At 65.8% G+C, this 12,579-nt stretch carries 9 protein-coding genes; 6 read left to right on the top strand and 3 right to left on the bottom strand.

Annotation, left to right across the window (positions count from 1 at the left end):
• Positions 1-85: 85 nt before the first annotated feature.
• The 4 genes from ACQY80_RS08865 to ACQY80_RS08850 all read left to right on the top strand — a co-directional run bounded on the left by ACQY80_RS08865 (position 86) and on the right by ACQY80_RS08850 (position 7,192).
• On the top strand, positions 86-826 hold the full coding sequence (locus tag ACQY80_RS08865) for a 16S rRNA (uracil(1498)-N(3))-methyltransferase (RefSeq protein ID WP_428685652.1): 741 nt from the start codon (positions 86-88) through the stop codon (positions 824-826).
• 147 nt (positions 827-973) lie between these two features.
• Positions 974-3,343 (top strand): hypothetical protein, encoded by a 2,370-nt coding sequence (locus tag ACQY80_RS08860; RefSeq protein WP_428685650.1) that lies wholly within the window; start codon positions 974-976, stop codon positions 3,341-3,343.
• A gap of 52 nt (positions 3,344-3,395) precedes the next feature.
• Positions 3,396-4,769, top strand: coding sequence for a glutamate--cysteine ligase (locus tag ACQY80_RS08855; protein WP_428685648.1), 1,374 nt, complete (start codon positions 3,396-3,398; stop codon positions 4,767-4,769).
• Positions 4,770-4,924: 155 nt separating this feature from the next.
• The gene (locus tag ACQY80_RS08850) at positions 4,925-7,192 is read left to right on the top strand and encodes a TonB-dependent receptor (RefSeq protein WP_428685646.1); all 2,268 of its coding nucleotides are present in this window, start codon (positions 4,925-4,927) and stop codon (positions 7,190-7,192) included.
• A gap of 36 nt (positions 7,193-7,228) precedes the next feature.
• Here ACQY80_RS08850 and ACQY80_RS08845 read toward each other — a convergent pair whose 3' ends face one another.
• A complete protein-coding gene (locus tag ACQY80_RS08845) occupies positions 7,229-8,626 on the bottom strand; it encodes a methyltransferase family protein (RefSeq protein ID WP_428685810.1) in 1,398 nt (465 codons plus the stop codon).
• Positions 8,627-8,868: 242 nt separating this feature from the next.
• Between ACQY80_RS08845 and ACQY80_RS08840 the strand changes: the two genes are divergently transcribed.
• Together ACQY80_RS08840 and ACQY80_RS08835 are read left to right on the top strand one after the other, a co-directional pair.
• Positions 8,869-10,080: a M23 family metallopeptidase gene (locus tag ACQY80_RS08840; protein WP_428685644.1), complete on the top strand. Its 1,212-nt coding sequence runs from the start codon at positions 8,869-8,871 to the stop codon at positions 10,078-10,080.
• A complete protein-coding gene (locus ACQY80_RS08835; protein WP_428685642.1) occupies positions 10,010-10,471 on the top strand; it encodes a bactofilin family protein in 462 nt (153 codons plus the stop codon). The genes ACQY80_RS08840 and ACQY80_RS08835 overlap by 71 nt, the downstream gene beginning before the upstream one ends.
• A gap of 3 nt (positions 10,472-10,474) precedes the next feature.
• On the opposite strand, the gene ACQY80_RS08830 is transcribed toward ACQY80_RS08835, so the two are convergent.
• On the bottom strand, positions 10,475-12,235 hold the full coding sequence (locus ACQY80_RS08830; RefSeq protein ID WP_428685640.1) for a GGDEF domain-containing protein: 1,761 nt from the start codon (positions 12,233-12,235) through the stop codon (positions 10,475-10,477).
• A 34-nt stretch (positions 12,236-12,269) separates the two neighbouring features.
• On the bottom strand, positions 12,270-12,578 hold the full coding sequence (locus tag ACQY80_RS08825) for a DUF1905 domain-containing protein (RefSeq protein ID WP_428685638.1): 309 nt from the start codon (positions 12,576-12,578) through the stop codon (positions 12,270-12,272).
• Position 12,579: the final 1 nt, after the last annotated feature.

Genomic DNA, 12,579 nt, shown 5'->3' with positions numbered 1-12,579 from the left:
TGGCGATACATGTCGCCATCGGATCTGGACGGGCTGCGGCTAGGGAAACCGTGCGCAAGACGCAGCGGTCTGCTATCGCGGCGCCATGCCCGCAACTCCCGCCTGGCCGCCCGCCAGCACGCCCCGCCTGTTCGTCGACCAGCTTCTGGGCCCCGATGCCGCACCGGTCATCGACGGCCCGGCCGCCCATTATCTGCTAAACGTCATGCGCCAGCGCGTCGGCGCTCCGCTCTTGCTGTTCGACAACCGCAGCGGCGAATGGCTGGGCACGATCGCCGACGCCGGCAAACGCTCGCTGACCGTCCGCATCGAGAAGCAGACTCGCGCGCGAGAAGCTGTGCCCGACCTGTGGCTGTGTTTCGCGCCGGTGAAGAAGGCGCGGCTCGACTGGATCATCGAAAAGGCAACCGAACTCGGCGTCGCGCGGCTACAGCCCGTCATCACCGAGCGCACGATCGTCGACCGGGTGAAGGGCGAACGGCTCGAGGCGCAGATCATCGAAGCGTGCGAACAATGCGGCCGCACCGCGCTGCCCGAGCTCGCCGAACCCGTAAAATTGCCGCACCTGCTCAAGGCTTGGCCCGCCGACCGTGCGCTGCTCTTCGCCGACGAGGATGGAGGGGCGCCCTTCGCAACGATCGCCGCCGCACCGCCCGCAGCGATCCTGACAGGGCCCGAAGGCGGCTTCACGCCGAATGAGCGCGCGCTTCTCCTGGCGCATGCGGCCGTCCGCCGCGTCGCCCTCGGCCCGCGCATCCTGCGCGCCGAAACCGCGGCGATCACGTCAATCGGCCTGTGGATGGGCCTCCATGGCGACTGGCGCTAACTGTCCCTAATTGGGACAAAATTACTGCCAATCTGGAAGTTATTAACCCCAAATTAGGGATGTCGCCTGCAGAGGGCTGGCATGCAACGGCGGGACCAGAGCCGATTTCGCTGGCGTGGGGGCCAGTGGACGCAGCCTTGGCGAGCGATGACCACGCTTGTCCGGAGCGCGCTCGTTCCCGCCGTTGCTACCCTTGCAGCGATCGGCGCTGTCACGCCCGCACTGGCGCAGCGCGTGATCGTCAATCCCTCGTTCGAATCGAACGATCCGCAGGGTCCGGGCGCCGCCAATTACGAAATCTATTCGAACGGTTCGGTCGTCGGCTGGGATTCGGCTTCGGGCGAGATCGAGCTCTGGGACACCGGCTTTCAGGGCGTCCCCGCCTATGACGGCAATGTGTTCGCCGAAATGAACGCGAACGTTCCGGGGGCGCTCTACCAGAATATCTGCATGGTCAATGGCGAGACGATCGGCTGGACCTTCGCGCATCGCGCGCGTTCGGGTGGCCCCGCGACGCAGACGGCGCGGTTCCAGATCGCGAACAGTTCGGGCACCGCAATCCAGGCGCTCGCGACGCAGACATCCACCACCGCGAACCAGGTGTGGAACGTCAACAGCGGCACCGCGACCTATGCCGGCGCATCGGGCGTCCAGCGCGTCCAGTTCATCACCACCGACGCGGGCAGCATCGGCAATTTCCTCGACGATATCCGCATCACGCTGAACCCCTTCGTCGAGCTGTCGACCGCCTCGGCCTCGGGGGTTGAATCGATCGCGACCGCGAACCTGCCGCAACTGCGCGTCAACGGCACGCTGTTCGCCGCGCGCACCGTCAACGTGCGTATCACAGGCGGCACCGCAACCCTCGGCAGCGACTATACGACGCCGACGGGCACCGCGAATTTCACCGTCACGCTGCCGGCGGGCACCTATAATAACAGCCTTGTCCCGCTCGGCATCACGGTCGTCGACGACACCGCGACCGAAAGCAGCGAGACGATCCAGATCGCGCTGAACACCGGCACCGGCTACACCGTGTCGAGCACGTCGGGTTGCGGCGGCACGCCGGTGACTACCTCGACCTACACGATCACCGACAATGATTCGCCAGTCGTGCTCGCCAAGACCTGGACGAACGGCATCGCCGGCGATGCGGTCGGTCTGTCGATCTCGGGCGGGTTGCTGCCGGTCGCGGGCAGCTCGACCGTCGGCGGCAGTGCGACCAACGCAACGAGCATCGCGACCGCTGGCACGACGCTGACGCTGACCGAAAATTTCTCCACGGGCAGCGCCGCCAATTACAACGCCAGTCTCGAATGCCGCCGCAACAGCGACAATGCGGTCGTTACGACGTCGGGGACAGGGCTCAGCCGCACGGTGACCATGCCATCGGGCAGCGCGCTCACTTGCACCTGGACCAACAGTCGCAAGTCGGCGACGCTCGTCGTCCGCAAGAGCTGGGTCAACGCCCTCGTCGCCGATGCGGTGACGGTGGCGACGACGGGCCTCGCCAACAACGCCAGCCTGCTGTCGGTCGCCAATTCGGTGACGGAGACCGATACCAACGCCGCGGTCACCGTCTATGCCGCCGAGGCCGCGACGCTGGCCGAAAGCTTCTCGGTCGGCAGCGCCGCCAACTACACCCCGGCGCTTGCCTGCACCGGCAACACAACTGCATTGGCGGGCAATGTGCTGACCGTGAACGCCGCCGATACGGCGATCGTCTGCACCTTCACCAACAGCCGCATCGCGCAGCAGATCCGCCTCGCCAAGGTGTGGAGCGGTGCAACGAGCGGCCATACGGCCAGCGCGACGACGACGGGCGGCACCGCCAACCCGGCCTTCAGTTCGACCGCGCCGACCGCGACTACCGGAACCTATGTCACAGTCCGCGCGGGCGACGTCCTGGCCCTGCCCGCCGAAACCTGGGGCGGCGGGGCGGCGGCGGCGCTCTACAATGCGACCGTCGAATGCACCGGCGGCAGTCCGCTCGCCAGCGGCGCCACCGGCCGGACGCTGACGGTTCAGGGCAGCGCGACCGCAACGACCTGCACCTATACCAATGCCTATGTGCTGCCGCTGGCGATTGCCAAAACGTCGGCCGCGTACAGCGACCCCGTGAACGGCACCACGAATCCCAAGCTGATCCCCGGCGGCTTCGCGACCTATACGCTCACGGTCAGCGCGCCTGCGGGCACCGCGCCGACCAGCAACAGCGTGATCGTCACCGACATCCTTCCGTCCAATCTGGCGCTGTTCGTCGGCACCTATTCGCCGGGCCCGGGCCCGGTCGCCTTCGGTGCCGGATCCAGCGGCCTGACCTACAGCTTTACCAGCCTCGCGAGCACCAGCGACGACCTCTCTTTCTCGAACAACGGCGGCACGACCTGGACCTATGTCCCGACCCCCGATGCCAACGGCGTCGACACCAATGTCACGCATATCCGGATCAACCCGAAAGGCAGCATGGCACCGAGTTCAAGCTTCACGATCAACCTGCGCGCGCAAGTCAAATAGGCCCTGCACGGCCCCGATTGCATTCTATACCGAATAGTCTAGATGGCGCGAAATGAGCACGCGCACCGCCTCGGACAGCAACGATCCCATCGTCGAAAACCGCGACCAGCTCGCGGCCCCCATGATCAAGGGCGAAAAGCCCAAGGACCGCTGGCGCATCGGCACCGAGCACGAGAAATTCGTTTATCGCACGGCCGACCACCGTGCGCCCTCCTATGACGAACCCGGCGGCATCCGCGACCTTTTGATGGCGCTGACCCGCTTCGGCTGGGAGCCGGTGATCGAGGGCGGGAATGTGATCGCGCTCGCGGGCAGCGACGGCACCGTCAGCCTCGAACCCGCAGGCCAGCTCGAGCTGTCGGGCGCGCCGCTCGAAAATCTCCACCAGACTTGTGCCGAGACCGGTCGGCACCTGAAGCAGGTGAAGGAAGTCGGCGCCGAGCTCGGCCTCGGCTTCCTCGGGGTCGGCATGTGGCCCGACAAGACCCGCGCCGAACTGCCCGTCATGCCCAAGGGCCGCTACAAGATCATGCTCGACCATATGCCGCGCGTCGGCACGATGGGCCTCGACATGATGCTGCGCACCTGCACGATCCAGACCAACCTCGACTATTCGAGCGAGGCCGACATGGTGCAGAAGTTCCGTGTTTCGCTCGCGCTCCAGCCGCTCGCGACCGCGCTCTTCGCTTCGTCGCCCTTTACCGAGGGCAAGCCCAACGGCTTCATGTCGTATCGCAGCCATATCTGGACCGACACAGATCCTGCACGCACCGGCATGCTGCCCTTCGTGTTCGAGCAGGGCTTCGGCTACGAACGCTATGTCGACTATATGCTCGACGTGCCGATGTATTTCGTCTTCCGCGACGGCAAATATATCGATGCCGCGGGCCTCAGCTTCCGCGATTTCATGAAGGGCGAGCTGTCGGTCCTGCCGGGCGAACTGCCGCGCCTCTCCGACTGGAACGATCATCTCTCGACCGCCTTCCCCGAAGTGCGCCTGAAAAGCTTCCTCGAGATGCGCGGTGCCGACGGCGGCCCGTGGAACCGCATCTGCGCGCTCCCCGCGCTCTGGGTCGGGTTGCTCTATGATCAGGGCGCACTCGACGCCGCCTGGGATCTGGTCAAGGGCTGGAGCATCGAGGAACAGCAGACGCTGCGCGATGCGGTCCCCAGCGAAGGCCTCGATGCGCCGGCGCCCGGCGGCGGCACCGTCGGCGAACTCGCGCACCGCGTCCTCGACATCGCGGCGGCGGGACTTGCCGCGCGCGGCGAGGTCAATTCGATGGGCGACAACGAGGTCGGCTTCCTCGAACCGCTGCGCCGCATCGCCGCGAGCGGCAAATCGCCGGCGCATGATCTGATGGACCGCTACGAAGGGCCGTGGAACCACGACCTGTCCCAGATCTACAGGGAATTGAGCTTCTGAGGCGCCGCGCGCCGCAAAAGTGAAGCTATTTCGCAACAGTGCTGACATGAACGCGCGCGCGAAACGCTTCCGCGATTGATCGCGCGCGGGCGGAGCGCCAAAGGACGATCGGTTTTTCCGTTCTCCCATCGTCACTCTGTTTCAGGAAGCTTGCCATGCGCCACTTTCCTTCCGCTACCGCTATAGCTTTTGTTCTCGCCGCTGCCGCCTGGGCCGCCCCCGCCGCCGCACAGGATGCCGCTGAAGCCCCCGCCGCCGAAACCGGCGGCCTTGGCGATATCGTCGTCACCGCGCAACGCCGCGAGGAAAGCCTGCAGGACGTGCCGGTCTCGGTCAGCGTCCTGTCGGGCGATGCACTCGGCGCGATCACCTCGACCGGTTCCGACGTCCGCGCGCTCGCCGGCCGCGTTCCCAGCCTGAATATCGAAAGCTCGTTCGGCCGCACCTTTCCGCGCTTCTACATCCGCGGCCTCGGCAACACCGACTTCGACCTCAACGCCTCGCAGCCGGTCAGCCTCGTCTATGACGACGTCGTCCTCGAAAACCCGATCCTGAAGGGCTTCCCGATCTTCGACCTCGACCGCGTCGAAGTCCTCCGCGGGCCGCAGGGCACGCTGTTCGGCCGCAACACGCCCGCGGGCATCGTCAAGTTCGACACCGTCAAGCCCGGCAAGACCGGCGGCTATGCCCGCGTCAGCTATGGCCGCTATGGCACCAGCCAGGTCGAGGTCGCGGCAGGCGCGGCCGACGACAACGGCTTCTCGGTCCGCCTCTCGACGCTGTTCCAGCACCGCGACGACTGGATCGACAATGTCGCGACGACCAAGGGCAAGGACCTCGGCGGCTATGACGACATCGCCGCGCGCCTGCAGCTCCAGTATGAAAGCGGTCCGTTCACCGGCCGCCTGATCGGCCAGGTCCGCGTCTATGACGGCTCGGCGATCATCTTCCGCGCCAACACGCAGGTTCCGGGCAGCAACCACCTCGTCGGTCTCGGCGGCGCGGGCACCGAGTTCGAGCGCGACAAGGTCTATCAGGACGGGCTGAACTTCCAGAAGCTCAACACCTATAATGTCGGGCTGAACCTCGAATATGATCTCGGCGCGGTGACGCTCTATTCGATCAGCTCGTACTGGAACGGCAATTTCCGCAGCCGCGGCGACATCGACGGCGGCTTCGGCGCCTCCTTCCTGCCGGTGTCGGGTCCGGGCCTGATCCCCTTCCAGGCGCAGAGCCAGGACAATGTCCCCAGCCTCGACCAGTTCACGCAGGAAATCCGCATCGCGTCGAACAACAGCGGCGGGCTCGGCTATCAGTTCGGTGCCTTCTACTTCGACGAAAAGCTCGACATCTCGAGCTTCGAATTCGGCGCCCCGACCGATGCGACCCCGTCGGCGATCGCGATCCAGCGGCAGGACAGCGAGGCCTATGGCATCTTCGGCTCGGTCAACTACGCCTTCGACAACGGCCTGAAGCTGCAGGCCGGCGCGCGCTACAACCATGACACGCGCGATTTCGTCGCCTCGCGTCCGGTCGAAACGCGGCCGATCTTCGTCGTCAATCCGAACACCCCGGTGCCGCCGCAGGCAGCCAAGGTGAAGGGCAAGCTGCTGACCTGGGACGCCAGCGCGACCTGGGAAGCGACCGATGGCTTCAATATCTACGCCCGTGTCGCGCGCGGCTATCGCGCGCCCTCGGTGCAGGGCCGCCTGACCTTCTCGCGCGCGATTTCGACCGCCGATCAGGAAGAGACGATGTCGTATGAAGCCGGCATCAAGACGAGCTTCCTCGATAACCGCGTCCGCTTCAACCTGACGGGCTATTTCTTCGACACCAAGGATCTGCAGCTCACTGCGGTCGGCGGCACCTCGAACGTCGCCAGCCTGCTCAACGTCGATGCCAAGGGCCACGGGATCGAGGCTGAATTGCAGGCGGCCCCCGCCAAGGGCCTGACCTTCTCGGTCGGCGGTGCGTGGAACGTGGCGAAGATCGACGATGCCAACGCGTTCGTCGCAGGCTGCGGCTCGGCAACGCCGTGCACCGTACTCGACCCGGTTCGTCCGGGCAGCCCCGGCATTTATTCGATCGACGGCAACCAGCTGCCGCAGTCGCCGAAGTGGACGCTGAACTGGACCGCGGGCTATGAAATCCCCGTCGGCAATGGCGCCGTCTATGCCTTCACCGACTGGTATTATCGCTCGAAGATCCAGTTCTTCCTCTATCGCTCGGTCGAATTCTCGGACGACAAGATGATCGAGGGCGGCCTGCGTGTCGGCTATCGTACCGACCGCTTCGATGTCGCAGGCTTCGTCCGCAACATCACGAACGACGCGTCGCCGACCGGCGGCATCGATTTCAACAACCTGACCAGCTACGTCAACGAACCCCGCATCTGGGGTGTCGAGGCCGGCTTCAAATTCTAGGATAAAGCCATCCGCGCGGGGATCTCCCCGCGCGGATCAGGCGACCGGCCCGACGCGCGGATCGGGTTCGAGGCGGATCAGCGGGCGTGTGCGTCCCGACAGCTTCGCGAACAGCCGCGGCACCAGCGCATGCTCCTGCGCCCAGTTCCAGTAAGCGACATAGGCGGGGTCGGCGAGGAGATGCTTCTCCTCGGTCTTCGCGCGCCAGTAATAGATGCCGCTGACCGCCGCGATCAGCAGCGTGTTGCGCACCGCCTCGATCGGGCCGCCGGCGGTCACCAGAAACGGCAGACCCGCGACCCACCAGCTCAAATTCTTCGACACATAGGCGGGGTGGCGGGTGAATTTATACGGGCCGTGCGTGATGACGCCGCGATGCGTCAGATTCGAAAAGCGGATTCCGAAGGCCATCGTCGCCCATGCATAGATGGCGACCAGCCCGACCAGCACGACCGCCCAGATCGCCATCAGCGTGTCGTGGCCCTGCAGCCAATAGCCCCAGTCGGCACTGTTCACCTGATAGTCGAGCGGTCCGCCGTTCATGAGGATGAAGGGCGGGTAGCAGGCGAGCGCCGCGACCCAGCCCATAAAATAGGGGTTCGCCGTCCGGATGTGCGAATCGAGCGGCTTCATCGTCAGGATATAGCCGACGGTCGCGATATGGACGTCGACCAGATAGAGCAGGTTGAGCGTCCAGATGCCGGTCATATAGGGATTGGCGCGTATCTCGCTCATCTCGACCGTCACCAGCGAGGCGAAATTCCCCGGTACGATCGACAACATGAAGGCGGTGAAAAAGCCCTTCACCGCCCACGCCCGGAAATGATGCGCGATCGCGCGGCCGTCGACGGGCTGGCCGGGCGATATCATCCAGCGCCCGAACTGGTAACAGCCGTCGCGCGGTTCGATCATCCGCCGGTCGAGCCACAGCATATACGGCACCGAAATCAGCAGCAGCCACGGCGCAACGCGTTCGAGCAGATCCATCGAAAAGGCGTAGTTGCCCTCCCAATAATAGCGCATCGTGACATAGAAGCCCGCGATCAACGCCCAGGTCGCCCACAGACCGGCCAGCTTGGTCAGGCTGATATCGAGCGTTTCGCGCCACGGCCGGCGCTGCGTCCAGTCGATCCCGGTCGAGGGACTGCGATGTACCTTGTCGACGAAGACCGACCACAGCACCATCGGAATACCGCAGGCAAGGACGCTGGCGATCGCCGAGTTCGGGCCGTCCATCCGTCCGCGCTGTCCCCAGTCGATACCGAGCCAGACCGCAATTTCGGGCGCGTGGCGCGCGAGGAGAAGATAGGTCATCAGGCCGATAAGGCCGACGATGCCGACGCCCGCACTCACCGCCGAGCGCGGCCTCGAAGCAGAGGTCGGGCTTATGGTTTCGGCCGCCGGCGCGACTGCGGATCTGGTAATTTTCGGCATGTCGGTCACAGCGCGTCTTTAAGGAAAAATGGTAAGCAAGCCGTCAATATTATGGACCGAGTCGCGGTGCAAATCCCTCCCGTTTTGGCACTATTCCGGTCCGCTGACACCGTTCACCGCGAGTCACTTTCGACTCGGCGCGAGTCGCCTTCCAAAGATTCGCGCCTGCCCATGCACCCTGTTACAGGCGCCACCAAGTCGGGGCGAAGGGCTCCACAAAAACAACAAGACGGGGTCGTAGCTTGTCTTCGCAATCATCGGGTCTGCGCCATTGGCGCCAGCGCTTTTCGGCGCTGTTTCAGGACCATGAAATCTTTATTCGCACGCACGGTCATGTGCGTTTCCTTCGCATCAGCGCGGTCTGGCAAAAGCGCGTCGCGTTGATCGCCGGCAGCGTCCTGCTCGTCTGGGCAGGGATCACGCTGGCGGTCTTCGTCAACCAACTGCTGACCTCGGGCGAGCGCGCCGAAGTCGCCGCCAAGCAGGCGGCCGCCGCGGCCGCCGAGGCGCGCATCGCACACTATCGCGATCGCGTCGGCGAAATCGCCGCCGACCTCGACGAGCGACAGGCGCAGCTCGAGGAATGGCAGAAGGACTATTTCGGCAAGGAAGCCCTGCCGGCTGCCGCACCGTCAGACGCCAACGCTGAAGCGGGCGCCAAGCCTGCCGCCAAGCCGCTCGAAACCAGCGCGATCGATCCGCGCCTTCCCCCCGAAGCGCAGACGCTCGCACGACTCGAAGCGCGGCAGGAAGCCTTTTCGGCGCGCCTGCTCGCTGCCGTCACCGCGCGCGCCGCCAAAGCGGAAACGGCCGTCGCCCAGCTCGGGCTCGATCCCTCGTCGCTGGTTCGCAATGCTGCCACCGGCCGCGGCGGTCCCTTCATTCCCTTCCGCGGCCGCAAGGGTCAGGCCGGTGCGCTCGGCAAGAGCTTCGCCGCGCTCGAAGGCGCCCTGTTTCGCATGGAGGTGCTCGAACGCACGCTCGTCGCTATTCCGTCGGGCCAGCCCGCGCATGTCCTGATGCTCTCGTCGAGCTATGGCTATCGCAGCGATCCCTTCACCGGCGCCGGCGCGATGCACGCGGGGCTCGATTTCCCCGGGCCGCTCGGCACCCCGATCCTCGCAGCCGCCCCCGGCCGCGTCGTCTTCGTCGGGCAGAAGTCGGGCTATGGCAATGTCGTCGAGGTCGATCATGGTCAGGGCATCCTGACCCGCTATGCACATTTGTCGGGTTTCACCACGCAGGTCGGCACGCAAGTCACCGCCGGCCAACAGATCGCCAAGATGGGCTCGACCGGCCGTTCGACCGGCAGCCATCTGCATTTCGAAGTTCGTTTGAACGGTGTCGCGGTCAATCCGCGCCGTTTCCTGGAGGCCAAAGCCGATGTTCTCGAAGTCAAAGACGACGCCCGACAGCGAGTCGGCGCCCTCGCTGCCAACCGCGGTGCCCGCTAAGATGGCGACCGGCGCACGTCACACGACCTTTTCGATCCTCGGCTCGGATGTCGTCATCACCGGCAATGTCGCGGCGACCGTCGATCTGCATGTCGACGGCAAGATCGACGGCGACCTGAAATGCGCGAACCTGGTCCAGGGCGAAGCGAGCGAGATCAAGGGTGCGGTTGTCGCCGACACCGCCAAGATCGCCGGCCTGCTTGACGGGTCGATCGAGGCGAAGACGCTGATCGTCCACGCCACCGCGCGGATCACCGGCGATGTGGTCTATGAAAACATCACGATCGAAAATGGCGGCAAGGTCGAAGGCAAGCTCAGCCACCGCCGTGCCGGCGCGGCCAAGGCACCGCCGCCGCTCGAAGTCGTCGAGAACAAGTCGGTCGGCCTCTGAACCTCAGCGGGACAGTGCGGCCTCGCGCCCCGCGGCATCGTCCGACGGTCCGTTGAAGCAGCGCTGGACGACGACGCAATCGCGCCCGGCGCGCTTGGCGTCGTAAAGCGCCTCGTCGGCCAGCCGGTAGAGCTGCTGGAAATCGCTCGCCGGCCGCACCTCGGCGACGCCGACGCTCGCGGTGACGCTGCCCTCGCCGATCACCACACTATGGTCGCAGGCGGCGATGCCGCGGCGAACGCTTTCGGCAAAGCGCGCGAGGGCCATGCCCTCCATGCCGATCGTCAGCAGGCCGAATTCCTCGCCGCCGAGCCGCGAGACCGAGCACATCGGGCCCTCCCACCGTTCGATGCGGCGCGCGACTTCGCACAGCACCGCGTCGCCCGCATCATGGCCGTGAACGTCGTTGATCGATTTGAAGCGGTCGATATCGACGAGCAGCAAGGCCGCGGTCAGGTCGCCCGCATGTGCCCGGTCGAGAAGCGGCGTCACGCTTTCGACAAAGCCGCGCCGGTTCGGCAGGCCGGTGAGCGGATCGCTGCGCGCCAGTTGCTGGGCAAAAGCCTCCGCCGCGCGTGCGCTGTCGCGCTCGATGCGCAGCTGGGCGAGCCGCCGGGTTGCCGAGGCCGACAGCCATAACGCCTGCCAGGTCGCGGCGAGCAGCACCATGATCTTCGACCCGCCGCCCCACAGGCTGTCGTCAACGTCGACGATGTGGATGAAAGCGAGCACCGCCATCGGCAGGCACCAGGCTGCGAGGAAATCGCGCGCCTCGACCGATCCACGCCGCCATGCAAGGCCCAGATAGGCGGCGACGGCGACCAGATCGGCCAGCACGACAAGCCCGAGCAGGTCGCCCCACTGCGCCAGATTCTCGCTGCGGATCAGCGCCAGCGGCACGCCTACGACGCCGACGATACCGCCGAGCACCAGCGCGGCGATGCGCAGATGGCGCGACACGAGCCGCGCGTCGATCGCCAGCACCGCACTCGCGGTAGCGATCGCGATCGCAAGGCACGAAAGGAAGGTCGCGATTTGCGCCGACGCCGTTCCCGCGAGCCCCGGCACGAGGCCGAGATGCGCCTGCGACCAGATCGCGCCCCACAGCAGCATCGTCGCCGACCAGCCCGCCTGCCACGCCAGATATTGCCGCCGCACTGCGACCGCGAGCGACAGGCTGTAGATACCGCTGACGAGCAGCAGGGTCAGCGCGGCGCCGATCGCCACCGCCATCCCGGTCGACTGGACGACGGCATCGGCCTTCGGAATCAGGCGCGCCCGGAGCAGGTCGACGCTCGCGAGACGATCGAACCGCATCGTCACCGCCGCCAGCGGCACCGACCGCTCGGGCGCCTCGAACATCACCTGCCCACCGGCGCGCCAGTGCGATCCGTAATCGCCCTGCCGCACTTGCTGCCAGCGAACCTCCCCGTCGGCATAGATGAAGGCGACCGCCAGCCGGTCGAACCGCGACTGGTGTACCATCAGCGCGACATCGCCTCGCCAATCCTTCAGCCGCGTGGCATCGGTGTGCAGCCATAGGCTGCCCTTGTGATAGCCGGCGGGTTTTCCGCTGCACGAAAAGCGAAGGGTCGAGAGGCTGGTATCAGGAACGCCAAGGGCGCTTTCCGCATGGCAGAGCGTGCGGTCGAGCTTCAGCGTTTCGGCGCGCGCGGGCGCCGCCGCCAGCGCGCAGGCGAGCAGGATCAGGCCCCGCATCAACCGGCCGCGCAGCATCGCCAACAGATTGCCCCCCGCAGTCATCCGCCCCCTATTGCACCAACATCTTCGAAAATCTTTACCGCGTCTCCCCGCGCGGCCGCCCGACCCGCATCGTCACGCCGATGCGGTCGCCGCGGCCGACCCCTTCGGCGCGCTGCACCGCGACCTTGACGGGTAGCAGATAACCGCCGTCGCGCGGGAAGAGCGATGTCGTGAAATCGCTCGACCCCACGCTCACCATCACCGGCACGACGCCCCAGCCATAGCTTTCGGACAAGGCGGCGTAGCGAATGTCGGCGACATACTCATCCGGCACGACCGCAAACAGAAAGGGCGCTGGACCGCGCCATTCGATCACCTCGGCTTCGAAAGCGATCTCGTCCATC

This window comes from Sphingopyxis sp., from assembly GCF_965279755.1.
Lineage (GTDB): Bacteria > Pseudomonadota > Alphaproteobacteria > Sphingomonadales > Sphingomonadaceae > Sphingopyxis.
Note: the sequence above shows the minus strand (reverse complement) of the source record. Positions and strands in the feature narration are given on the sequence as shown.

Coding starts and splice junctions, on each gene's coding strand:
- ACQY80_RS08835 (WP_428685642.1), top strand. CDS start 10,010: ATGTTCTCGAAGTCAAAGACGACGCCCGACAGCGAGTCGGCGCCCTCG.
- ACQY80_RS08855 (WP_428685648.1), top strand. CDS start 3,396: ATGAGCACGCGCACCGCCTCGGACAGCAACGATCCCATCGTCGAAAAC.
- ACQY80_RS08860 (WP_428685650.1), top strand. CDS start 974: ATGACCACGCTTGTCCGGAGCGCGCTCGTTCCCGCCGTTGCTACCCTT.
- ACQY80_RS08825 (WP_428685638.1), bottom strand. CDS start 12,578: ATGGACGAGATCGCTTTCGAAGCCGAGGTGATCGAATGGCGCGGTCCA.
- ACQY80_RS08830 (WP_428685640.1), bottom strand. CDS start 12,235: ATGACTGCGGGGGGCAATCTGTTGGCGATGCTGCGCGGCCGGTTGATG.
- ACQY80_RS08845 (WP_428685810.1), bottom strand. CDS start 8,626: ATGCCGAAAATTACCAGATCCGCAGTCGCGCCGGCGGCCGAAACCATA.
- ACQY80_RS08850 (WP_428685646.1), top strand. CDS start 4,925: ATGCGCCACTTTCCTTCCGCTACCGCTATAGCTTTTGTTCTCGCCGCT.
- ACQY80_RS08865 (WP_428685652.1), top strand. CDS start 86: ATGCCCGCAACTCCCGCCTGGCCGCCCGCCAGCACGCCCCGCCTGTTC.